Genomic DNA, 22,981 nt, shown 5'->3' with positions numbered 1-22,981 from the left:
GATCACTGCTCTGCTCGGACCGACTCTACCGACGCTCCACCGGCGGGCCGTCCCGTACCCGTCACCGCCGGGGAGCGCCGGGCGAAGACCCCTGACCCCAGGGCCACCCCGGCGCCGACGAGTGCGCTGCCGAAGGCCTGGGGCGCCCCGTAGCTGCCCGTGCCCACCAGCGGGGCCGTGCAGGCGGCCGCCACCGGGATGAGGCCCGAGAAGAGGGTGGCCCGTTCGGCGCCGATGCGCTGGAGGCCCGTGTACCAGAGCACGAAACCGATGACGGTGACGATCGCCGCCTGCCACAGCAGGGCCGCGCCCTCGGTGCGGTCCGGCATCCGCACGAAGTCGCCGCCGTCGGCGAGCAGTCCCAGCGCGGCCGACTCGACGGCGGCGACGCCGCACACGGTCGCCGCGAGCAGTCGGGGTCCGAGGGGCCGCAGCACGGGTACGGCGAGCACCGCGAAGCCGACCTCGCCCGCGAGCGCGGCGGCCGAGAAGAGGAGCCCTGGACCGTCCGCCCGGCCCCATCCCTGGACGACGAACGCACCCGCGGCCACGAGCAACGCGCCGTAGAGGACCGCCCGTTGAGGCCTGCGTCGCGCGGAGAGCGGCACCAGGATAGCCACGGCGACCGGGGCGCATCCTACGAAGACACCCGGTACGGCTGGTTCCGCCGTGCGTTCCGCCGCGAGGATCGCCATGTTGAAGCCGACCATGCCCACGGCCGCGAGGAGCGCGAGCCGCCCCCACTGGAGCCGCGAGAGATCGCGCAGCGCTGCCGTCGAGCCCCTGCCGAGCCAGAGCAGGAGGAGCAGACAGGCCACGCCGTAGCGGAGGAACTGGCCGCCCGCGTAGGGGTAGTCGCCCAGCAGGCTGTTGGCCGTGAAGGAGCCTCCGACGAGGAGACAGGCGAGGCCCGCGAGGAGCGCCCCGCGTGAGGAGTTCGCGTTCATGCCCCGACGTTAGGAAGAGGGAGCGGTCCCCATTAAGGTCCACTTCCACGGCTGTTTCGAGGACCACTTGTCCGGCGGCGCCCAATGCCGCGTACCGGCACCCTCCCCCGCCCACCCTCCCGAAGAGGTGCTTCACCTTGACCGCACAGCGCGCCGACGGCGGCCGCCCCGTAGGCAGCGCCGCCTGGGAACTGCTCCTGCCCGCCGCGTCCGCCCCCGCGCGCAGCCGTGGCCGCAGCCTGGCGTCCGCCCTGCGCGACGCCGTCAGGTCGGGACGGCTCACGGCGGGCACCCGGCTGCCCGCGAGCCGTGAGCTCGCGGCGGACCTGGGGGTGTCCCGCGGGCTGATCACCGAGACGTACGAGCAGTTGACGGCGGAGGGCTATCTGCGCAGCGGTCGTGGCTCGGGGACATGGGTGGGGGACGCCGTACGGGCCGCGTCGCCCGCCGTGCGCGATCTCGCGCCGCGCGACGGTCACGCGCGCGTGGACTTCCTGCCCGGCCTCCCCGACCTGTCGCTGTTCCCCCGTGCCACCTGGGCCACCGCCCACCGCCAGGTGCTCGCCGAACTGCCGCACCACACGCTCGGCTACCCGGACCCGCGCGGGCTGCCCCGGCTGCGTACGGTCCTGGCCGATCTGCTGGCGCGGCGCAGGGGCGTGGTCGCCGAGCCGGAGCGGGTGATCGTCTGTTCCGGGGTCGCCCAGGCCACGACGCTGCTGGCGTTGGCGCTCCGCGCACGGGGGCATACGACGATCGGCGTCGAAGATCCTGGCAGCCCCGAGCACGGGACGCTGCTCACCGCCGCGGGCATCACCCCGAAGGGGATCGCGGTGGACGTCGAGGGCGTGGACGTCACGGCCCTCCGGGAGCAGGGAGTGCGCGCCGTCGTCACCACTCCCGCCCACCAATTCCCTTCGGGCATCGCCTACTCGGCACGGCGGCGTGCCGAACTCCTCGGCTGGGCCCGGTCCGTCGACGGTCTGATCGTCGAGGACGACTACGACGGGGACTTCCGTTACGACCGCGCTCCCGTCGGCGCGCTGCAAGGGCTCGACCCCGAACACGTCGCGTACACCGGCTCGGTCAGCAAGTCGCTCGCTCCGGGACTGCGGCTCGGCTGGCTGCTGGTGCCCGACGGGCTCGCCGACGAAGTGGTCGAGCGCAAGCGGGTGATGGACCTGGGCAATCCGGCCCTCGACCAGGAGCTCTTGGCCCACTTCGTCGAACGGGGCGACTACGACCGGCAGTTGCGCCGCTGCCAGCGCGCCTACCGCGAACGGCGGGACACCCTGGTGACCGCGTTGCACGCACACTTCCCCGGTGTCCGGGTCACCGGGATCGCGGCCGGCCTGCACGTCATCGCCCGACTGCCCGGCCGTTGGGGACCGCAGGACGTCTTCCTGGCGCGGGCCGCGGCGGCCGGCGTCGCGGTCCGGCCACTGGCCGACTACGGCGTGTCCGCCACCGGTGCAACAGCCGCCGAGGACGGGGTGCACCTGGTCCTCGGCTACGCCCACCTGTCGCCGGCCCGGATCACCGAGGGCCTGCGGCTCCTGGCCGGGGCGGTACGGGCGTCAGAGTAGAGCGCGGGGCGGGGCGCCGGTCCGACGCGTCCGCCGGGCGGGACGGCGGGCGGGACAGCGGGCAGCAGGCCCGCGTTGATGACGTCCTGGGCGACCTGGCCGAGCAGGATGCGGTTGGCGCGCGTGGCGGCGCATGGCATCGAAGGCCTGGTTGAGGGGGATGCGCCGACGGGCCGCGAGGACGCCCTTGGCCTGTTCGATGATGATGCGGCTGTGCAGGGCGGTGTGCAGTTGTGTGTTGACGGCCTCCTGCTGGCTGATGGTGCGGGCGTGCAGCAGGCCGATGGTGGCCGCGTCCGCGAGTGCCTGGGCCAGGAGCAGGTCATCGGCCTTCAGTTCGCGGTCGACGGTGTGCAGGAGCAGCAGGCTGCCGATGCTGTCCTGGCGCAGCCGCATCGGCACGGCGCTCGGTCGTCGCGCCCAGGTCGTCCAGCAACTTCTCGACACTCGGTTCCCTGTCCACGCACAACCTCCCCGGTACGTGGAAGCGGATTCGACGCGACACGCCGGTGACCACCGGCCACCACGTTCACCGTAGGGTCCGCCGCCCCGCACGACACCTCTTCCGTGCATTCCCCCCCGAAAGAGGCCGAATCGCCGGCACGATGCCGTGCGGGACGCCCTAGGCGCTCACGCCGCGTGGCGGTCCAGCGCGATGACCTCGACCTCGATCTGCCAGTCCGGCTGCGCCAGTGCGACGACCTCGGTGAGGGTGTCGGCGGGGTAGGGCTCGGCGAGGAACTCGCCGCGCAGCGTGATCACGTGCGGCAGGTTCGCCGCCATGTCCCGTACGAAGATCCCGACCTTCACCACGTCCGCGAAGGTGAGACCGGCGGCCTCCAGCACCCGGCCGACGTTGCGGAACGCCTGCCGCCCCTGCTCCAGGAAGCCGCCTTCGACGGTCGTCCCGTCCTCCTCGAAGCCCGCCTGCCCCGACACGTACACGACGCCACCGGCCCGCACGGCCTGCGATATGCGGTACGGCGCGTACCAGTCCGGCGTGGTGGCGATCTTCTCGATGTTCGGCACGGCGCCTCTGCTCTCGTTCCTGGACATGCGTCTCCTCCGGCTGGGCGGGCGGTCCGAAGGGACCGGCCCGCCCGCCCAGATTACGAAACGCTCCCTCACGTCCAGGAGGCCGGATCACCGCACCGCCGGCCGGAACACCGCCCCCGCTATGCCCCGTTCGCCTCCGTGAGCTGGTAGAGCTCCGGCACGGATACCTTGATCGGCTCCTGTGTGGTCCGGGCGATCACGACGACCGCGGGCTCCTCCGGGTCCGGGTTCTCCTCCCGGTGCGGGACGAACGGCGGCACGAGGAAGAAGTCGCCGGGGCCCGCGGCGACGCGTACTTCCTGGGTTCCGTCGTGGTAGACGAACACGGGGTGGCCGCTGACCACGTAGATCCCCGCCTCCGAGGCCCCGTGGTGGTGGTTGTCCGTCGAGCTCATCGGCGGGTTCTCCACCATGCCCATCCACAGCTTCTTCGAGCCCACCGTGCTGCCGCTGATCGCGGCGAAGCCGTCCAGTTCGCCGGTGCGGACGTGGTGGACACGGTTGTTCAGCGGCGCGCTGCCGTCGGGGCCCGGTGCGGTCCCGACGCCGTCCTGAAAACTCATCGTGCAGCCTCTCGATTCCGATTCCCCGACCGTGCGGAGGACTGCCGTCTCCGGCTCTTCCCCCGTGTCGGCCCGACCGGATCCAGCGTGCTCCAGCCTTACGCATTACGGCAATTGAGGTTGCTGGTACGGCAAATGCCGTCGCGTCGCTACGGGTTCTTGCCCGCGTCCGCCTTCGCGACCCGCTCGGCGAGTACGGCGGACAGGTCGAGGATGCGCGTGCCCCGCCGTGCGGTCGGATCGTCCAGCTGGTGCGCCAGGCCGATGAAGGCTCCCTGACGGAAGATCAGGGCGCGGTTGACGAACGAGGGGGTCGGGTCGCGCTCGGCGTCGAGGCCGCCCCCTTCGAGGCCCTGGCTCTCCTCGCCCCTGCGCTCCAGCTCCGTCTTGCGGAAGTTGTTGTGGCCACGGTCGGCCTCTTCGACGTCCCGCACGATGTCGGTGTACGCCAGGCGGGCGGTGGCCTCGTCCGGGAACGCGAGGACGAGGAACTCGGCCTTGTTCTCCCCCTTGTCCTCGCCCCGGCCGAACTCCACCGCGCCCGCCGCGGTGGCGCCCTTCTCGCACGCGGGTGCCGCCCGGCAGAGGGGGAGGCCGGCCGCCGACGTCCTGACCTCGGGTGCGCCCGCCCAGGGGAACTCCGTGGTGTCCATGCTGGCGCGGTCCGGCAGGATCCGGCGGACGGTCTCGGTCGTGGGCGGGAGAGCGGCGGTACGGCCACCGGCGCCGGATCGCTCCCCGGCGCTCGCCGACGATCCACCGCGCGGCGGATCGTCGGCGTCGCCGTCCGTGGTGCCGAACAGCCGCACGGCTCCGTAGACGGCGATCCCGACGACCAGCACCACCAGCAGGACGCCCGTGACCAGAGCCAGCCGTCCGGTACGGGTGTTGTTGATGGTCACCGGGCCGAGCGCTATCTGGCTGCGGGTCACCTTGCTGCCGGTCATGACGACGCTGCCGGTGTACTGGTGCGAGGGCGCGTGCAGCAGCACGGCGAGCCGTCCGGCGAACTCGGCGTCGGCGTCGATCTCGTCGGCGAGGGCTGCCCGTGCGCTGCCGCTCGCCTCGGGGTCATCCGGTGCCTCTGCCACCGCGTCCAGGGCGGCCCGCCCGCGCGCGGAACGGCCGAGCCTGTCGCGTACGAGCTCCGACGCCGCCGTGTTCGCGGCGCCCGACGCCGCGGCGGTGAGCGCCTGCGCGGCCATCGCCGCCAGGTCGGGTGCGTTCATGCCGGTCCCCCCTGCCGTCCCCGGTCCCCCGTGCCGTCTCCGGTCCCGCCATTATGAGCATGACCGCGACAACGGGGACGCTTTCAGGAGTACGTCAGGTTCCGATCCACGCGACCGTGGTCAGCGCCCCCAAAGTCGCGCCCGCCACGGTCTGCCACACGCTGTGATAGCGCAGCGCCACGCGCGACCAGCACACGACCACGGTCATGCCGTACGCGACCAGCCACCACGGGCTGTGCACGACGGCGAGCAGCGCGACCACCGCGGAGGCGACGGCCGAGTCGACGGAGATCTTCCAGACGGTGTTGACGCTCAGCAGGACGACGGTCATCAGCCACAGCGCGACCATGGCCCTGATCACGTCCGCGGGGGCGTGCCCCAGCGTCATCAGGAGCGCGCCGGTTCCGACGGACGCCAGGATGACGAGGAAGATGGGCGCCCGCTTCGTCCGGTCCACCACGTGGCGGTCGCCCCATGTCCCCCTTTTCCGCTCGAACTCGATATAGGCGGCGGGCACGAGCCCCGCGCAGAGCGCACCGAGAAGTCCCCACGCGAGACCGGCGATCCCACCCGCGACGGCGCCGATCCCGAGCATCCCGGCCACGAGCACGTTGCGAGGCTGGAGGAGATCGGTGACGGCACGGGCGAGGCTGCTCCGCGATGTCGCGGGGGCAAGCGGAACAGGGGGCGAATTCATCCTCGTCCTTCATTCATTCAGGCATTCATCTCGTGGCGTGTGCCCATTCAACCCGACCAGGCATCGGCCCCGAACGCGCCCTTCACGTCGGAGGCGGCGGACGCGGCGTCCACCGTGGCCTGGAGGGCGTAGACCGTCGTCTTGCGCGCGCCTCGGACCGCGAGGTGCACCGGGCTGTCGCCGGGGTGGTCCGAGAGGATGCGTTTCAGCTCTTTCACGGATTCCTCGGTGATGCGGTGGAGGGGGAGGTTGAGCCGCACCGGAGGTTTTCCCCCGTGCTCGGCGGAGGAGACGTCGAGGACCACGAGTTCCCTGCCGAAGATGTTCACCGTGCCCTCGCGGTCCTCGATCTTCCCCTTGACGGAGATGACGTTGTCCTCGGCCAGCGCATGCCGCACCAGTTGGTAGGAGGCGGGGAAGAAGAGGACCTCGATGCCCGCGTCGCGGTCCGTCAGGTTCACGATGGCCCAGGCATTGCCCTGTTTGGTCATCTTGAGCTGGATGCCGGTGATCAGCCCGGAGAGTCTGACGTCCCCGTGAGTGCGTCCCGACGCGAGCAGTTCGGCGATCGAGCAGTCCCTGGCGCCGGAGAGGATGTGCTCGGCGCCGTCCAGCGGGTGGGCGGAGACGTAGAGGCCGAGCATGTCGCGTTCGGTCGCCAGGAGTTGCCTGCGGGGCCACTCCGTCTCGTCGACGGGGAAGTCCAGGCCGAAGGGCGGCGCCGGTTCGCCCATTCCTCCGTCGCCCGGTGCGGCGAGATCGGCGAAGAGATCGTCCTGCCCGTAACTCGCCGCCTTCTTCACGGGGATGACCGCGTCGATCGCTGCCTCGTGAATGGCCGTGAGGCCCTTGCGTGAATGGTTCAGGGAGTCGAAGGAGCCCGCCTTGATGAGGGATTCGACGGCCCTCTTGTTCAGTGCGGGCAGGTCCGCCTTGTCGAGGAAGTCGGCGAACGTGGTGAATTCCCCTTTGCGGCGGCGCGCTTCGATGACGGCCCCGATGACGTGGTCACCGACATTGCGTACGGATCGCAGCCCGAAGCGCACGTCGTCGCCGACAGCGGTGAACTCGGCGGCGGATTCGTTCACGTCCGGCTGAAGGACGCGCACGCCGTTCTTGCGGGCGTCGGCGAGGTAGACCGCCGCCTTGTCCTTGTCGTCGCCTACCGAGGTGAGCAGGGCCGCCATGTATTCGGCCGGATAGTTGGCCTTGAGGTAGGCGGTCCAGTACGAGACGAGGCCGTATCCGGCGGTGTGGGACTTGTTGAACGCGTAGCCGGAGAACGGGAGCATGACGTCCCACAGGGCCTTGACGGCCTCCTCGCCGAATCCGTTGCCGCGCATGCCGTCGTGGAACTTGTCCCACTCCGCGGCCAGCACCTCCGGCTTCTTCTTGCCCATCGCGCGGCGCAGCAGGTCGGCGCCGCCCAGGGTGTATCCGGCCAGTGACCTGGCGATGCCCATGATCTGCTCCTGGTAGACGAGCAGATGGAACGTGTTGCCGAGGATCGGCTCCAGGGCTTCGCGGAGTTCGGGGTGGATCGGGGTGATCTCCTGGCGGCCCGTCTTGCGGAACGCGTAGTTGGTGTGCGCGTTGGCGGCCATGGGGCCGGGCCGGTACAGGGCGTTGACCGCGGCGATGTCCTCGAACCGGGTGGGTTCCATCTGCTTCAGGAGCACGCGCATGCCGCCGCCGTCGAGCTGGAAGACACCGAACGTATTGCCCTCGGCCAGCAGCCGGTACGTCCTGGCGTCGTCCAGCGGGATGACGGCGGCGGAGGTGTCACCGTCCAGCGGGTCCACCGTGGCGAGGCTGACGCCCCGGTTCTCGCGGATGTTCTCGATGGCCTGGTCGATGACGCCCAGGTTCCGCAGTCCCAGGAAGTCCATCTTGACCAGGCCCATGTCCTCGCAGGACGGGTAGTCGAAGCCGGTGATCTTCACTCCGTCCGCGGCGCGCATGTGCAGCGGGATGCGGTCGGTCAGCCGTGTCTTGGAGAGGATCACCGCCGCGGCGTGCACGCCGGTTCCGCGGGTGAGGCCCTCCACGCCGCGGGCGGTGTCGATGACGCGCCGCACGTCCGGTTCGTTCTCGTACATCTGCCGGATCTCGCCGGCCTCGTCGTACCGCTCGTGGGAGGTGTCGAAGAGGGCGGCCAGCGGGGCGGGCTTGCCGTTCTGGTCCGGCGGCAGCGCCTTGGTGATCCGCTCGCCGTGCGCGTAGGGGTAGCCGAGGATGCGTGAGGAGTCCTTGATCGCGTTCTTGGCCTTGATCCTGCCGAACGTGTTCACCATGGCGGTGTACTCCTCGCCGTACTTCTCCGTGACGTAGCGGACCATCCGGTCGCGCTGCCGGTCGTCGAAGTCGAGGTCCACGTCGGGAGGGTTGATGCGTTCGGGGTTCAGGAACCGTTCGAAGAGGAGGCCGTGCTCCAGGGGGCAGAGTTCGGTGATGCGGGTGGCGTACGCGACGATCGAGCCGGTGCACGAGCCTCGTCCGGGGCCGAGGGGGATCCGGTTGGTCCTGGCGTGGCGGCAGATGTCCGCCACGACGAGGAAGTAGGAGCTGAAGCCCATGGGGCCGATGACCGTCATCTCGGTCTCGAACCGGTCCAGGACGTGCTGCGGGACCGGGTCCCCGTAGCGCATCGCGAGCCCCTTGAGGGTCTCCTTGCGCAGCCAGGACTCCTGGGTCTCGCCCGCGGGGACGTCGGGGAACTGCGGCATCTCGTCGACGTGGTCGAAGACCTCGTCGTAGGACTCGACGCGTTCGGCGATCAGCAGGGTGTTGTCGCAGGCCGCCGGGAGCTCCGAGAACAGTCCGCGCATCTCGGCGGCCGTCTTGAGGTAGTAGCCGGAGCCGTTGAAGCGGAAGCGTCCGGGATCGTCCTTGTTCTTGCCGACGCCGATGCAGAGCAGGCTGTCGTGGGCGTCGGCCTGGTCCTCGGTGACGTAGTGCGCGTCGTTGGTCGCCAGGAGCGGGATGTTCAGGTCCTCGGCCAGGCGCAGCAGACCCTCCCGTACCGCGCGTTCGATGTCGAGGCCGTGGTCCATCAGCTCCAGGAAGTAGTTCTCGGGCCCGAAGATGTCCTGGTAGGCCGCGGCGGCGGCCCTGGCCTCCGCGTACTGGTGGAGCCGCAGGCGGGTCTGGATCTCGCCGGAGGGGCAGCCGGTGGTGGCGATGATCCCGTCGGGCCGTTCGGCGATGAGCTCCCTGTCCATCCGCGGCTTGCCGGACGGGAACTGGCCCTCGTAGCTGGCCTGGGTGCTGAGCCGGAACAGGTTCCGCAGGCCCTGGACGTTCCGCGCCCACATGGTCATGTGCGTGAAGCGGCCGCCGCCGGAGACGTCCTTGGAGCCCTCACCGTCCTCGCTCACGGCGCGGCGGCCGCCCGGCCCCCAGAACTCCTGCTTGCGGACGAACCGCGAGGAAGGCGCCACGTACGCCTCGATGCCGATGATCGGCCGCACGCCGTCGAAGCCCTTCGCGACCCGGGCGAACTCGTAGGCCCCGAACATGTTGCCGTGATCGCTCATGGCGATGGCGGGCATCCCCTGGCGGGCCACCTCGGCGAACATCGGCGTCAGCTTCTGCGCGCCGTCGAGCATCGAGTACTCGGTGTGGTTGTGCAGGTGGACAAAGGAATCCGGCACGTGCGCGATACCTCCGGAGCGAGTGGGCGGACGGCCCCACCCGTCCAGAGGCGTGGTGGCGGCGCGGTTCAGCGGCCCGCGATGGTGTCCCCGTGGCAGCCACGGCCATCCAAGCGATCGGGAGCGGCCGGAATCAAACAACCATTTGGGCGGCATGACACAACCAATGGTTGTTCCCTTAGCCTGGCCCGCATGGACCTCACCACCGTGCACACCTTCATCGCCGTCGTGGAGGCTGAGCAGTTCCAGGAGGCCGCCGTCAGCCTGTCGATCACACAGCAGGCCGTCTCCAAGCGCATCGCCCTGCTGGAGAGACAGCTCGGCGTGCCGTTGTTCAGCCGTGGGGGGCGGCGCACCGAGCTCACCATCGACGGGCAGGCGTTCCTGCCGTACGCCCGGCTCCTCCTCCAGGCCGAGGAACGGGCCATCGCCTCCGTCCGGCCAGGACACCGGGCGCTGCGCGTCGACGTGATCGGGCGTCGCCTCTCGGTGGCGGGGCTCCTGCGCGGCTTCCACCGGGCCCATCCCGGGACCGAGCTCGATGTCGTCACCCTGTTCGACTGGGACACGGCGATCGCCGCCGTCCTGTCCGGGACGATCGACGCGACCTTCCGCGCGGTGACGATGCCGGGTCGCCGGCTCCCCGAAGGCGTCGAGGCGACACCGGTCTTCGACGAACCGCTGCACCTGTTCACCGGACCGGCGCACGAGTTCGCCACCGCCCGCGCGGTCGCCCCCGCCCAGCTCATCGGGCACCGGATCTGGATGCCGGGCAACCTGCCCGGCACCGAGTGGGCCGCCTACTACGACGAACTCGCCGCCGCGTTCGGCCTGATCGTGGAGTCGACAGGGCCGAACTTCGGCGTCGAGCACCTCCTCGACACGATCGCGGACTCCTCGACGCTGTCGACGTTCATCAGCGAGCAGACTCCCCTGGTCTGGCCCGCCGGGCACGACCTGCGGCGCATCCCGCTGCGCGATCCGACTCCCGTCTACCCCCACTCGCTGATCTGGCGCACGGACAATCCGCACCCCGCCCTCAGCACGCTGCGCGACCACCTCAGCGCCGCGTACCCCGGCAGGGACAGCGGGACCTGGAGACCGAGGTGGGCCGACTGAGGCGGCGTCAGCGGCGCGCCGCGCCGGGTGTCACGTCAGCTGTGCACGGCCTTGGCGTAGAGGGCCGCCGCCTCGACGTCGAAGATCACGCTGTACGACACGTCGGGGGTGTCACCGCCCCCGTGGTAGCCGCCGAGCACGCCGATCAGATGGCCGTCGGCGGTGACCCACGGGCTGCCGCTGGTGCCGCTGCTGAAGCCGGGGCAGCCGATGCGCTGCTGGCCCGCGCGGAAGCGGTTCGCGGTGCTGGTGCAGGTGCGCGGGGTCTGCTCGTCGGAGGGGTAGCCGGTGACGGTGACGCGGTGGTCGGTGCCCGCCGCCGTGTCCAGGATGTTGGCCCCCGTCACGTCCTCGATCCGGCGCCCGTGCAGCGGTTCGAGGACGGCGAAGGCCAGGTCGTGGTCCTCGTCCTCGTCGTGCGACCAGTGCTCGTCGGAGTAGACGCGGTCGATCTTCCACAGGCCGTGGGGGGCCTTGCCGTCGTGGTAGCCGGGGGCGAAGGTGACGCCCTTGCCGTCACTGAGGCAGTGGCCCGCGGTGACGATGAGGTCGTGGCCCTTGCTGTGCACCACGGACGCGGTGCAGAAGTGGTGCCCGTCCAGGCCGCCGTCGAAGAGGGCGCCGACCCGTGCCGCACCGGCGGGCGACGTGGGCCGCACGGTGGCGGTGGCGGAGTGGGGCAGCGCGTCGCTGTCCGCGAGCGCGAGGCACGAGAACAGGGCACCCACGGCGAGCAGTGCCCGCAGATGTCCGTGCTTCGGCCGTACCCACTTCAGCCGTGCGCCCTTCGCCATCCTTCGCTCCTCTCGCTCGGTTGCCGGGAAGCATGCCCGAGGAATCTGAGGATTCTCTGTGACGCCACACACATAAGATCCCGACGTACGGTGAATACCCGCAGGCCAGTGCATGAACGGTCGAACATGGGCGCGCCTGGTACCCCTGACCGCCCCCTCACAACTCCGGTGGCACGCACACCGGTTGCCCTGTCGCTTCCCGCGCCCTGGCGCACGCCGGGCGCTTCGGCAACTCATGCCTCGCCACAGCGGCTTGAGACCTGAATCGACTTGACACCGAGTCAAGGTGAAGCAAAATCTCACCGAATTGGTCCAGTCCTTTACGGACGCGGGAGCGCGGCAGAGGGGTCGCGCACCCCGCATTGGTACGGTCCTCCGCCCTCATCACCCGCGTTGACATGCTCACGGAGGGTGGTTCTCTAAGAGGTCTGTACCGCAGGAAGCGCGTCCGACCCCCGCACCATCGGACCGTTCCCGCATCCGCCGCCGCCCTCGTACACCGGGGCAGCCCCGGACACACGGACGCGAACCGAAGGAGAGCCTCCCGACAAGCCCCCGCACCCCGGCCTCGGCAGGCCCGGCACGGACGGACGCCTCACCTCCCCAAGGAGAGCCGTGTCCCCACTCAGATCAGCGGCCAGACCTCGCGAGGTCCTGGCCTTACCCCGACGCCTCATGGCCGTCCTCGCCGTCCTCGCGCTGGCGCTGGGCGGACTCACCTCGTTCGCGGCACCCGCCATCGCGGCCGCCAAGCTCACCGCCACCTTCAGCAGCGAGGGCAGCGGCTCGTCCTGGACCGGCAAGTTCGTCGTGAAGAACAGCGGCGACACCGCCGTCGACACCTGGTCCCTCGAATTCGACCTGCCCGACGGCGTCACCATCAGCGACCACACCCACGGCACCGCCGAGATCAAGGGCAGGCACGTGGTCGTGACGCCCGCGTACTACAACGCCCGGGTCCCCGCGGGCCGCGACACCGAGCCGTACAGCTACACCTTCCGCGGCAGCGGCCCGCTCAAGGCACCGACCGGCTGTCTCATCAACGGCGACAAGTGCGACGGCACCGCGGCCGTGCCTCCGAAGGCACCCACCGGGCTCGGCGTCGCCGACACCACCGCCCGTACGGTCAGCCTGAAGTGGACGGCGGCCGCGCAGGGCGACTTCCCCGTCGCCTCCTACGAGGTCCTTCGCGGCACCACCGTCGTCGCGGCGAGCGCCACCACGCAGGCCACCGTGCGCGGTCTGGAACCGGCGACCGCCTACCAGTTCAGCGTCCGGGCCAAGGATTCGCGCGGCAACACCGGCGAGGCCAGTGCCCCGGTCACCGCGACCACGGTGGACCCGGCCACCGACACCGTGCCGCCCACCGCGCCCCGCAACCTCCGTGCCGGTGACGTCACTTCGAGCACCGTCAAGCTCTCCTGGGACGCGGCGACCGACAACCAGCGCGTCGCGGCGTACGACGTCTACCGCGGCACGACGCTCCTGGAGAGCCTGCCCGCCGACACCCTGACCAGCTCCGTTACCGGGCTCACGCCCGACACGGAGTACTCCTTCACCGTCAAGGCCAGGGACGCCGCGGACAACGCATCGCCCGCGAGCAACACCCTGTCCGTCACCACCAAGGAGGCCGTCGGCCAGGGCGGTTACGCCAAGGTCGGCTACTTCGTGCAGTGGGGCATCTACGGGCGGCAGTACTTCGTCAGGGATCTGGAGACGTCCGGCGCCGCCGGCAAGCTCGACGTCATCAACTACGCCTTCGCCAACGTCGACCCCAAGAACCTCACCTGCCTCAACGGCGTCACCAAGGGCACCACGCAGAACCCACAGGACCCCAACCAGGGCGACGGGGCGGGGGACGCGGAGGCGGACTACGGCAGGGCCTTCCCCGCCGGGCAGTCCGTGGACGGCGTCGCCGACGACGGCTGGGGCAAGCTGCGCGGCAACTTCAACCAGCTGAAGAAGCTCAAGGCCAAGCACCCGAACCTCAAGGTGGTCGTCTCCCTCGGCGGCTGGACGTACTCCAAGTACTTCTCCGACGTCGCCAAGACGGACGACTCGCGGAAGAAGTTCGTCAAGTCCTGCATCGACATGTACATCAAGGGCAACCTGCCCGCGTACAACGGCGCGGGCGGTGACGGCGTCGCCGCAGGGATCTTCGACGGCTTCGACCTGGACTGGGAGTGGCCCGGATCGCCGGACGGCCACCCCGGCAACCACTGGAGCACGGACGACAAGGCCAACAACACCGCGCTGATCGCCGAGTTCCGCAAGCAGCTCGACGCGCTCGGCGGCAGCCACCGCCTGCTCACCGCCTTCACCCCGGCCGACGCCAAGAAGATCAACGACGGCTGGGACCTCAAGGAGGTCTTCAAGTACCTGGACTTCGGCAATGTCCAGGGCTACGACTTCCACGGCGCGGGCAGCGACAACTCCTGGGAACCCAACCGCACGGGACACCAGGCCAACCTGTACAAGGACGCGCAGAGCCCGTACCCGACCGACTTCAGCATCGACGACGCGGTCAAGGTGTACACCGACCAGGGCATCAAGCCGCGCAAGCTGACCATCGGCTTCCCGTTCTACGGGCGCGGCTGGCAGCAGGTCGCCGACGGCGGCGCGCACGGCGAGTGGCAGAGCGCCAACGGCGCCGCGCCCGGCCAGTTCCAGGAGGAGGCGGGCACCCGCGGCTACGACAACCTCGTCGCGAGCTTCCCGAACCTGACCGTCTACCACGACGAGCAGTCCGTCTCCACGTACGGCTACACCGGGGCGAACGGCCAGTGGTGGTCCTTCGACGACGCCTGGTCCATCGAGAAGAAGACCCAGTACATCAAGTCCAAGGGTCTGCTCGGCGGCATGATCTGGGAGATGTCCGGAGACACCTCGAACAACATCCTGTTCAACGCCCTGGACCGCGGCCTGAAGTAGCCATGGATCGGGGCCGCCCCGGAACCCTCCGGGGCGGCCCCTCACCAGGCGCCGGGATCACGGGCGAGCGCGCCCCGACATCGTTGTCGAAGGTGCGGATCGCACGGTCACCTCACGGCTTGTAGACGGCGTTGCTGCCGTACAGCTCCTTGGTGAACGCGGAGACGTCGGCGCTGCGGTCGGTGCCGTCGAGGTTGTACGTCAGATAGACGCCGTAGCCCTCGCTGACGGTGCGGCGGGCGAGGCTGGCCGACGTGCTCTGCGAGGTCCCGCCGATCTCGACGGCCGCGGGCGACAGCTTCGACTTGGGCAGCGCGATGCCGGGGACCTGCCAGCTCCCGTAGTACGGGTTCCAGGCGTAGTCGAACTTGGAGGAGACGTCGACGCCGCCGTAGGAGAGGCGCGACGCGGCCGGGCCGATGTTGTAGAGGCTGATGATCTTGTTCGGCATGTTCGCGCGCAGCGCCGACACCAGGTGCACGAAGGAACTGGCGTTGGGCTGGCCCGTGCCGTTGTTGCCGTACTCGGCGTACTCGTCGTCGAAGTCGATGCCGTCCAGGCCGTACTTGGTCACGGTGTCCGACAGCTGCTTCGCGAACGTCGAAGCCGCCTGCTGGGAGGGGAAGTTGGCGAAGCCCGCGCCCTGGTGGTTGCCGAGCACCGAGAGGACGACCTTGATGCCCTTCTGCTGGAGCGGGCGTATCTGGGTGGCGGCGTTGTCGAGAACGCGCTGCACGTTCTCGTTGAAGTGCAGGTACGCCGCCTTCTTGCTCGTGTCGTAGTTGATGTTCGCCGCGAAGATCACGGCGACGTCGAACACGTTGCCGCCGCCGTTGGCGAGGGTGTACTTGCCGACGTTGAGCATGCTGTTGTTGTTCACCTCGACGTACGCCACCGAGGTCGGTCCCTGTTTCGCGGGCGCGGGAGCGGGGGCGGCTGCCGCGTCGGCCGTGGCGGTCGTTGCGGTCGTGCCGAAGGCGAGGGCCGCGACGGCCGAGAGCGCGAGCGCGGCCACCCGCACTCTGCTCCGTACCAGAGTGAACATCGTTGATCGTTCTCCCATCGCATGGGTCGGCGCCCGACCTGTTTCGAAAGCGCCGAGTGAGCCCTCAGAGTTTTCCGCTCACCTGACCGAATCTGGAGAATCAAGCGAGAGATCTTCACAATTCCTACGCATGCCGCATCGCACCATGGGGTCGGAGCACGGGAGTTGGGGCGTCCGTTTCGCACCGGGGAGGGTGTTCATGTCGTTCACGCCATGCGCGTCAGTGCCGTCGGAGAGATCGTCGAGGCATGTCGTGGTGACCGGGTCCGCGGGGCTGGTCGGTTCGGCGGTCGTGCGCGGGCTGCGGGCCCTGGGCCGCCCGGTCGTCGGCGTCGACCGCCTGCCGTCGGCCGCTGCGGGGGTGAGCCGTTTCGTGTACACGAGCTCGACCTCGGTGTACGGGCACGCGCTCGTGCCGAAGGACGGCGCGGTCCGGGTCACCGAGGACGTCACCTGCCGTCCGCGTGACATCTACGACGAGACGAAGCTCGCGGCCGAACACCTGGCGCTCTCCGCGAGCGGCACGAGCGGCGCGGCGGGCACGCGCACGCCGGTCACGATGAGCACGCTGTGTCTGCGCATCGCCCGGAGCTTCCCGGAGCCGCCTGCGGTGCTCGCCAGGCACCGCCTGTACCGGGGTGTGGATCTGGCCGACGTGACCGAGGCCCATCTACTCGCCGTCCACGCCCCCGAGGGGGCGGACGGGGTGCTGAACATCGCCGGGCCGTATCCGTGGCGGGCGGCGGACCGGAAGGAGCTGTGGCTCGATCCGGCCACGCTCATCACCCGGCGGCTTCCCCAAGTGGCGGCCGGATTCGCGCGGTCGGGATGGGAGCTGCCCGCCTCGATCGACCGGGTGTACGTGTCGGAGCGGGCCGAGTCGGTGCTCGGCTACCGGCCCCGGCACGGGATCTCGGCGCTCCTTGCCGGGGCCCGCGCGACCGGCTGACCGCTCCCTCCCCCGGCGGCACATGGCAATGCGCAGGCATGGAGAGGAAGCGCGTTGCGTCAAGAACGCGGGCGCGGCCGCCCGTCGGCGGTAATTTCGCGACAGGGGCCGTGGCCGGTGCTGAAGGTGTGGCCCCGGCAGGGGACGGTCGCCCTCACCCAGGTGATGACGGCCGTCGGTGCGCGAGGGGCACGGCTCCCTCATGGCTCTCGCGCGGGGCGCCCTCCGCCGTTCGGCCTGGCGCGGAAGTCGCGCGCCGGGCCCCACGGGAGAGCGGTGGTCGGGGCCGCACAGTCGGCGATGCGGCCCCGACGGGACCAGGAGTACGGGAGGCGTACGGCTGCCGGTGTGAGCAGGGCGGGACCTCGTACCGTCAAGACGCCGGACGCCTACCGCACTTGAACGACCGGCGCGTGGCTGATCGCAAACTCGCCGGCCCCGGCAGGCCGTTCAGCGCGAGACGAGGACGTGTCAGACGCCCGCCACGGAGTCGCGGGGCGGCGGCGGCCACGCGATGTCGTCGATCGCGAGCCACGGCGCGAGTGCCGCTGCCGTGGGCGTGAGCCCGGTGAACGCCTTGACCTCGCGGTGGAGATGGGGCTGGTCGACGTAGCCGCTCTCGGCGGCCACGCGCGCGACGTCCCGGCCCGCCGCGAGCAGATGGACCGCGTGGTCGAAGCGCACCAGCCGCGCGGCGCGCTTGGGGGCGATGCCGAGCTGGGAGCGGAACCGGGCCGACAGGCGCTTGCGGCTCCAGCCGAGCTCGTCCGCCAGGCCGTCGACCCGTACGAGACCCCGACGGCCGCGCGTACGCCGCCAGGCCTCGGCGACCTCCGGATCGGCCCCGGGCCGGGCGTCGAGGCGTCGGCCGAGCAGGTCCACCGCGATCGTGAACCGCTCGTCCCACGACCCGGCGGCGCGCAGCCGGCCCTCGGCCCGCCCGGCGCCCCGGCCCCAGACGTCCTCGAAGGACGCCACCGTCCCGCCCAGCTCGGCGGCGGCACCGAACGCGGCGGCGGCCACCACCGGGTCGACACGGATCTGGAGGCACTCGCCCACCCGGCCGCCCAGCCGGAGTTCGCCGGGCAGGAGCCCGACGGCGATGCTGCCGCGCCCGTGCCACTCGCGCGCCTCGTGGACGAGCCCCTCTCCCGCGCTCCCGCCCAGATCGAAGAGCAGGGTGAGGCAGGGATGCGCGACCATGGCGATGTCCACGGGCGAAGGAGCGCACGCGCGGAATCCGGCCATGCTGATCCCCGGCAGCCGGAGTGACGGGCGCGGAGTGGCGATCTCCACGCTCGTCCAGTCGGGCGGTGCCCCCGTCGGCAGCATCTGACCACTCTAGATCTCAGGGACGTACCGGCGGCAGGCCGGCGCCAGTGGCCGTGAAGTCCAGGAGCAGTTCACCGGTCCTCGCCGGTTCCTCGAGCATGGTCAAGTGCCCGATACCCGGCAGCAGTTCGATCCGCGCGTTCGGCACCACCGCGTACTCGTGTGCCGACTTCGGGTCCCAGCGCGGATCGGCCGCGCCGAAGACCACCAGCAGCGGAATGCCGAGGCCGGCGAGGCGCTCGGGCACGCCGCGCTCGGCGAGGTAGGCGCCGTTGCGGTTCAGCACGGCCCTGGTCGTGCGGTACGTGGTGCTCCGCAGGTCGGCGACCACGTCGTCGGGGATGTCGACCGGGCGCGCGGCCGTCACGCTCAGCCCCTTGCGGATCATCGCGTCCGAGCGCCTCGCCCACAGCAGCGGGCCGAGCGGCGGGGCCAGCAGGACCCGCAGCAGGAGCGGCTGGCCGAGGAGCGCGCCGGGGCTCGGGCCCGTGCTGATCAGCGCGAGCGAGCGGACCAGGTCGGGGCGCTGTTCGGCGAGCGCGGTGGCGACGTAGCCGCCGCTGGAGTGCCCGGCGACGACGACGGGCCCGAGCCCGAGTCCGTCGAGCACCGCCGCCACCCGCTCGGCCTGTGCGGGCACGTCGAACGAAGGGGCGGGCGGGGAGTTCCCGCAGCCCGGCAGGTCGACCCGGACGACGTGATGACGGTCGGCGAGAGCCGCGACCATCGGGTTCCAGGTGGCGCCCGAGGCCCCGGAGCCGTGGATCAGGAGCAGCGGGGGCGCCTTGCGCGGTCCGTCGTGGACCACGTGCATCGGGTGCGCGTACGCGGTGTCGTGTTCACTCATGACGGGATGATGCGCGGCCCGCCGAGGGCCGGTCTTGTACATATGTCGCGGTGACCCGCCCCCACCCAGTGGTGGAATATTCAATTACCCGAGGTCGTTGGAGCCCACTGAAGGAGGCAGACAGTGGAGCAGAACAGGGGAATGACCTACTACGACCACGGAACCGCGGCGGAGCGCTGGGAGCGCGCGCGGCAGTTCTTCGACGCCAAGGAGTACGCCACGGCGGCGCGGATCCTCCACGCCCTGGCCGACGAGGTGCCCGAGCAGGTCGCCCCGCGTCTGCTCCTGGCGCGCGCCTACTACCACTCGGCTCAACTGCTGCGCGCCGAGACCGAGTTGCTCAAGGTCGTCGCGCTCGACCCGGTCGAGAGCTACGCGCGGCTGATGCTGGGCCGCACCCTGGAGCGCCAGGGCCGGCAGGCGGACGCGGCGCCGCATCTCCGGATGGCGGCGGCGCTGACCGGGGACGCGGTCCAGGCCTGAAGGGCCGGTGAGCCCGTCGGGGCCTTCGGTGGAGAGCGGGGCGGTGACGCCTCAGCCTCCGCCGGAGGCCCCTTCCGCGTCCCCCACCAGGAAACCGATCGCCGCTCCACCGCCGTCGCGCGCCTCGGCGAAGACCGTGCCGCCGTGGGTGGTGGCCACCTCCCGCACGATGGAGAGGCCGAGGCCCGAACCCGGCAGGCTGCGGGCGCCCGGGGCGCGGTAGAAGCGGTCGAAGACGTGGTCCAGATCCGCCGCGGCGATGCCGGGGCCGCGGTCGAGGACCGCGAGACGGCGCCCCTCGACGACGATCTCGATGGGCTCGGTGCCCTCCCGGTCGAACTTGGCCGCGTTCTCCAGGAGGTTGGTGACGGCCCGCTGGAGCGCGGCGGGCCGCCCCTCGAAGACCTGCGGCTCCTCGGCCCGCAGGGTGATCGTGCGGCCGGTGCGGCGCCTGGCCACGGCCGCCGCCTCCCGCGCCACGTCGGCGAGCGTCAGCTCCTCGGTCCGCTCGTCGTCCGGCCTGCCCGCGGCCAGATCGACCAACTCGTTGACCAGATCGGTCAGTTCGCGGGACTCCTCGGCGAGGTCGGCGACCAGTTCGGCCCGCGCGCCGGGCGGCAGTTCGTCGATGCGGTGCAGCAGCGAGATGTTCGTACGCAGCGAGGTGAGCGGGGTGCGCAGTTCGTGGCCCGCGTCCTGGACCAGGCGGCGCTGGTCGTCCTCGGCCCTGGCGAGCCGGCCGAGCATGTGGTCGAAGGACCGGCCGAGCCTGCCCACCTCGTCGCGCCCGACGACCGGCACCTGGATGTCGACGCGGCCGGTGGCGGCGACGCCTTCCGCCGCGTGCGCGAGCCGTACGAGACGGCCGGTGATGCGGCGGGCCAGCCACCAGCCGAACAGGCCCGCGGCGACCACCACCAGGAGGGCGAACAGGAGCGTGCGGTCCTGGAGGTCCTCCAGGAGGTCCTCGGTGTCGCTGAACTGCTGCGCCACCTGCACCGCGCCCCTGCCACCACCGAGCGCGACCGTCGCGAGCCGGTAGTCCTCGCCGTCGATCTCGATGTCACGGCGCGCCACCTTGCCGGGCTCCGGGTCGGTCGTGAGCACGCGTTCCGTCTCCTCGACCGGCAGCTCACGGCTCCCCCGGTCGACGATCCGGCCGTCCGCAGCGAGCACCTGGACGTCGGCCCGGGTGGGCCGGGTCAGATCGTCGCGCAGCCCGTCGTGGTCGAGGTCCCCGGTGGCGTAGTCCTCGGCGTCCAGGCTGCGGTGGCGCACCTGGGAGCGCAGGTCGCCGACGACCTCGGCGAAGACCGACTGCTGGTCCCTGCGCACGAGTTGGGCCGCCGCGTCGTAGCTGAGCAGGCCGACGAGGAGCGTCACCGCGGCGGCGACCGCCGCGAACGAGGCGGCGAAGGTCGTGCGCAGACTGGTGCGCGAGCGACGCGGGAGACGGAGGAGGCGGAAGAGACGGGGGACGCTGAAGGGGCGAGGCGTGCGCATGTGCTGGTTCAGGACTCCCTGAGGACATATCCGACGCCGCGCACCGTGTGGATCAGTGGCGCCGCGCCGGCGACGACGTCCAGCTTGCGGCGCAGATAGCCGACGTACACCGCGAGGTTCTTGGAGCTGGGCCCGAAATCGTAGCCCCAGATGCGGTCGTAGATGGCCGTGTGGTCGAGGACGATCCCGCTGTTGCGGGCGAGCAGCTCAAGGAGGTCGAACTCCGTGCGGGTGAGGTCGAGTTCGGCGCCGCCGCGCCAGACCCGGCGGGCCCGCGGGTCGATCCTGAGGTCGGCCGCAGTGATCAGGTCGGCCGCCGCGACCGGGACGTCGCCCGACTCGGCCGTCCCCGTCCCCGCCCTGCCGAAGGGCGCGTCGGTGTCGACCCTGCGCAGCAGCGCCCGGAGCCGGGCGAAGACCTCCTCGATCTCGAACGGCTTGGCCACGTAGTCGTCGGCCCCCGCGTCGAGCCCGGCGATCCGGTCGGCGGTCTCCACCCTGGCGGTGAGCATCAGGATCGGCGTGCGGTCGCCCTCGGCGCGCAGCACCTGGCAGACCTGGAGGCCGTCGATGCCGGGCATCATCACGTCGAGCACGAGGATGTCCGGCGGCCGCCGATGGGCGGTGGCGAGCGCCTGGATGCCGTCGGCGACGGCCGTGACCTCGTACCCCTCAAGGGTCAGCGCGCGCTCGACGGCATGGCGGATGGCGCGGTCGTCCTCGGCGAGCAGCACGGTGTGGGGCATCCGGCCAGTCTGCCAAGCCGGCCCGCTCCTGCCGTCCCCCGGGGGCCGGGGGCGGTTCTTCTCACCCGGCTCTCACCCGCGTTCTTACCCGCCTCTCACCATCGGCGGTCCTTCGGCTTACCCCGCGGTGCCAGGGTGAGGCCCCGTTCCGCCCCGCCTCTTCCGTCCCTCCCGCCCTTTCTGCCCAGTTCGCCCATTCCACCAGGGGAAAGCACCACATGAAGGTCGTGTTCCTGCTGCACAACGCCTACGGCGTCGGCGGCACCATCCGCACCACCCTGAACCTCGCGGCCGCGCTCGCCGACCGGCACGAGGTCCAGGTGGTGTCGCTGTCGCGGCACCGCGAGGCGCCGCGCTTCACGGTGGATCCGCGCATCACCCTGGTGCCGCTCGTGGACACCCGGGTGGGCGGCACGGACATGGCCGACCCACTGTTCGCCGAGCCCGCGCGGGATTTTCCCGAGGCCGACCGGCGCCACCACCAGTACACCCGCCTCCATGACGTACGCGTGGCGGAGTTCCTGCGCGGCTGCGACGCGGACGTCGTCATCGGCACCCGGCCGGGGCTCAACGTGTATCTCGCCCTGTTCGGAAGGCGCGGGGCGCTGCGCATCGCCCAGGAGCATCTGCGCCACGACGCGCACAGCAAGCGGCTGCGGGCCGTCCTCGCACGCCACTACCGGGGGCTCGACGCGGTGGTGACCACCACGGAGGCGGACGCGGCCGTCTACCGCGCGCGGATGGCGCTGCCCGGGGTCAGGGTCGTCGCGGTGCCGAACATCGTCCCCGCTCCCCCGGAGGTGCCCGCGGAGGGCTCGTCGAAGGTGGTCGCCGCCGCGGGGCGGCTCGTGCCGGGCAAGCGGTTCGATCTGCTGGTGGAGGCGTTCTCCGCGGTCGCCGCGCTGCATCCCGACTGGCAGCTGCGGATCTACGGCGGCGGCCCCGCCAAGGCGGGCCTTCAGGAGATGATCGACGGCCTCGGACTCGGTGCGCACGTCACGCTCATGGGGGTGCGCTCACCGATCGAGAAGGAGTTCAGGAAGGCGTCCCTGGTCGCGTCGGCCTCCGACGCCGAGTCCTTCGGGATGACGCTCGTCGAGGCGATGCGCTGCGGTCTGCCGGTGGTCAGCACCGACTGCCCGCTGGGACCCGCGGAGATCATCGAGGACGGGCACGACGGCCGTCTCGTGCCGACCGGCGACGGCCACGCGCTCGCCAAGGCCATCGTGGAGCTGATCGAGGACGCGCCGCTGCGCCGTGCGATGGGCGCGGCCGCCCTGCGCAGCGCCCACCGGTTCGACCCCGAGCCGATCGTCGGGCGGCACGAGGCCCTCTTCGCCGAACTGCGGGCGACGCGGCACGGGCGCGCGGTACGGCGCGCCCGTGCCCGGGTCAGGGCGTGGGCGGGGGCCCGCGTCCGCGCGGCCCGCCGCGCGTACAGGTCGGTCCTGCCCCGCCGCGCGCCCGCCGCCTGACGCCGCGCCGCCCCGCTCACGCGAGG

Annotated in this window: 19 protein-coding genes; 6 read left to right on the top strand and 13 right to left on the bottom strand. The window is 71.2% G+C overall.

All coding sequences use genetic code 11. From position 1 onward, the window contains the following. Window positions 1-2 precede the first annotated feature (2 nt). Window positions 3-947 carry a DMT family transporter gene (locus tag ACIO9J_RS21430; RefSeq protein WP_402001691.1) on the bottom strand — a complete coding sequence of 315 codons (945 nt, stop codon included), beginning with the start codon at window positions 945-947 and terminating at the stop codon, window positions 3-5. A 137-nt stretch (window positions 948-1,084) separates the two neighbouring features. On the opposite strand from ACIO9J_RS21430, the gene ACIO9J_RS21425 reads away from it, so the two are divergent. Beyond that, a complete protein-coding gene (locus tag ACIO9J_RS21425) occupies window positions 1,085-2,533 on the top strand; it encodes a PLP-dependent aminotransferase family protein (protein WP_402001688.1) in 1,449 nt (482 codons plus the stop codon). Here the strand turns inward: ACIO9J_RS21425 and ACIO9J_RS21420 are convergent. From ACIO9J_RS21420 to dnaE, 6 genes are all read right to left on the bottom strand, one after another. Next, on the bottom strand, window positions 2,525-2,929 hold the full coding sequence (locus tag ACIO9J_RS21420; RefSeq protein WP_402001686.1) for an ANTAR domain-containing protein: 405 nt from the start codon (window positions 2,927-2,929) through the stop codon (window positions 2,525-2,527). The two genes, ACIO9J_RS21425 and ACIO9J_RS21420, sit on opposite strands and share 9 nt — an antisense overlap. Window positions 2,930-3,163: 234 nt before the next feature. Continuing rightward, window positions 3,164-3,589 carry a RidA family protein gene (locus ACIO9J_RS21415; RefSeq protein ID WP_402001683.1) on the bottom strand — a complete coding sequence of 142 codons (426 nt, stop codon included), beginning with the start codon at window positions 3,587-3,589 and terminating at the stop codon, window positions 3,164-3,166. Window positions 3,590-3,708: 119 nt separating this feature from the next. Next, window positions 3,709-4,152 carry a cupin domain-containing protein gene (locus tag ACIO9J_RS21410; RefSeq protein ID WP_402001680.1) on the bottom strand — a complete coding sequence of 148 codons (444 nt, stop codon included), beginning with the start codon at window positions 4,150-4,152 and terminating at the stop codon, window positions 3,709-3,711. A 149-nt stretch (window positions 4,153-4,301) separates the two neighbouring features. Next, a complete protein-coding gene (locus tag ACIO9J_RS21405) occupies window positions 4,302-5,381 on the bottom strand; it encodes a hypothetical protein (protein WP_402001677.1) in 1,080 nt (359 codons plus the stop codon). Window positions 5,382-5,475: 94 nt separating this feature from the next. Next, the gene (locus ACIO9J_RS21400) at window positions 5,476-6,078 is read right to left on the bottom strand and encodes a hypothetical protein (RefSeq protein WP_402001674.1); all 603 of its coding nucleotides are present in this window, start codon (window positions 6,076-6,078) and stop codon (window positions 5,476-5,478) included. A gap of 47 nt (window positions 6,079-6,125) precedes the next feature. Then, window positions 6,126-9,731 carry a DNA polymerase III subunit alpha gene (gene dnaE / locus ACIO9J_RS21395; RefSeq protein WP_402001672.1) on the bottom strand — a complete coding sequence of 1,202 codons (3,606 nt, stop codon included), beginning with the start codon at window positions 9,729-9,731 and terminating at the stop codon, window positions 6,126-6,128. Window positions 9,732-9,923: 192 nt separating this feature from the next. Between dnaE and ACIO9J_RS21390 the strand changes: the two genes are divergently transcribed. Beyond that, entirely contained in the window at window positions 9,924-10,850 is a 927-nt protein-coding gene (locus ACIO9J_RS21390; protein WP_402001669.1) for a LysR family transcriptional regulator, read from the top strand. A gap of 35 nt (window positions 10,851-10,885) precedes the next feature. On the opposite strand, the gene ACIO9J_RS21385 is transcribed toward ACIO9J_RS21390, so the two are convergent. Then, the gene (locus ACIO9J_RS21385; RefSeq protein WP_402001666.1) at window positions 10,886-11,644 is read right to left on the bottom strand and encodes a trypsin-like serine peptidase; all 759 of its coding nucleotides are present in this window, start codon (window positions 11,642-11,644) and stop codon (window positions 10,886-10,888) included. A gap of 675 nt (window positions 11,645-12,319) precedes the next feature. On the opposite strand from ACIO9J_RS21385, the gene ACIO9J_RS21380 reads away from it, so the two are divergent. Further along, the gene (locus ACIO9J_RS21380; protein WP_402001663.1) at window positions 12,320-14,575 is read left to right on the top strand and encodes a glycosyl hydrolase family 18 protein; all 2,256 of its coding nucleotides are present in this window, start codon (window positions 12,320-12,322) and stop codon (window positions 14,573-14,575) included. A 112-nt stretch (window positions 14,576-14,687) separates the two neighbouring features. On the opposite strand, the gene ACIO9J_RS21375 is transcribed toward ACIO9J_RS21380, so the two are convergent. Continuing rightward, window positions 14,688-15,620, bottom strand: coding sequence for an endo-beta-N-acetylglucosaminidase H (locus tag ACIO9J_RS21375; protein WP_402001661.1), 933 nt, complete (start codon window positions 15,618-15,620; stop codon window positions 14,688-14,690). Window positions 15,621-15,876: 256 nt separating this feature from the next. Between ACIO9J_RS21375 and ACIO9J_RS21370 the strand changes: the two genes are divergently transcribed. Then, on the top strand, window positions 15,877-16,569 hold the full coding sequence (locus ACIO9J_RS21370) for an NAD-dependent epimerase/dehydratase family protein (RefSeq protein WP_402001658.1): 693 nt from the start codon (window positions 15,877-15,879) through the stop codon (window positions 16,567-16,569). Window positions 16,570-17,040: 471 nt separating this feature from the next. Here ACIO9J_RS21370 and ACIO9J_RS21365 read toward each other — a convergent pair whose 3' ends face one another. Further along, complete coding sequence (locus tag ACIO9J_RS21365; RefSeq protein ID WP_402001655.1) at window positions 17,041-17,901, bottom strand: helix-turn-helix domain-containing protein; 861 nt, start codon at window positions 17,899-17,901, stop codon at window positions 17,041-17,043. A gap of 16 nt (window positions 17,902-17,917) precedes the next feature. Next, a complete protein-coding gene (locus ACIO9J_RS21360; RefSeq protein ID WP_402001652.1) occupies window positions 17,918-18,748 on the bottom strand; it encodes an alpha/beta fold hydrolase in 831 nt (276 codons plus the stop codon). 141 nt (window positions 18,749-18,889) lie between these two features. Between ACIO9J_RS21360 and ACIO9J_RS21355 the strand changes: the two genes are divergently transcribed. Further along, window positions 18,890-19,231 carry a tetratricopeptide repeat protein gene (locus ACIO9J_RS21355; RefSeq protein WP_402003536.1) on the top strand — a complete coding sequence of 114 codons (342 nt, stop codon included), beginning with the start codon at window positions 18,890-18,892 and terminating at the stop codon, window positions 19,229-19,231. Window positions 19,232-19,282: 51 nt separating this feature from the next. On the opposite strand, the gene ACIO9J_RS21350 is transcribed toward ACIO9J_RS21355, so the two are convergent. Beyond that, complete coding sequence (locus ACIO9J_RS21350) at window positions 19,283-20,734, bottom strand: ATP-binding protein (protein ID WP_402001649.1); 1,452 nt, start codon at window positions 20,732-20,734, stop codon at window positions 19,283-19,285. Window positions 20,735-20,742: 8 nt separating this feature from the next. Further along, on the bottom strand, window positions 20,743-21,480 hold the full coding sequence (locus ACIO9J_RS21345) for a response regulator transcription factor (RefSeq protein ID WP_402001646.1): 738 nt from the start codon (window positions 21,478-21,480) through the stop codon (window positions 20,743-20,745). Window positions 21,481-21,698: 218 nt separating this feature from the next. Between ACIO9J_RS21345 and ACIO9J_RS21340 the strand changes: the two genes are divergently transcribed. Beyond that, window positions 21,699-22,955, top strand: a complete 1,257-nt coding sequence (locus ACIO9J_RS21340; RefSeq protein WP_402001643.1) for a glycosyltransferase family 4 protein — start codon at window positions 21,699-21,701, stop codon at window positions 22,953-22,955. The last annotated feature ends 26 nt before the right edge of the window (window positions 22,956-22,981 follow it).

It is taken from the genome of Streptomyces sp. NPDC087300, from assembly GCF_044744425.1.
Taxonomy (GTDB): Bacteria; Actinomycetota; Actinomycetes; order Streptomycetales; family Streptomycetaceae; genus Streptomyces.
The sequence above is the reverse complement of the archived record's forward strand: the minus strand, read 5'-3'. Positions and strand labels throughout refer to the sequence as shown.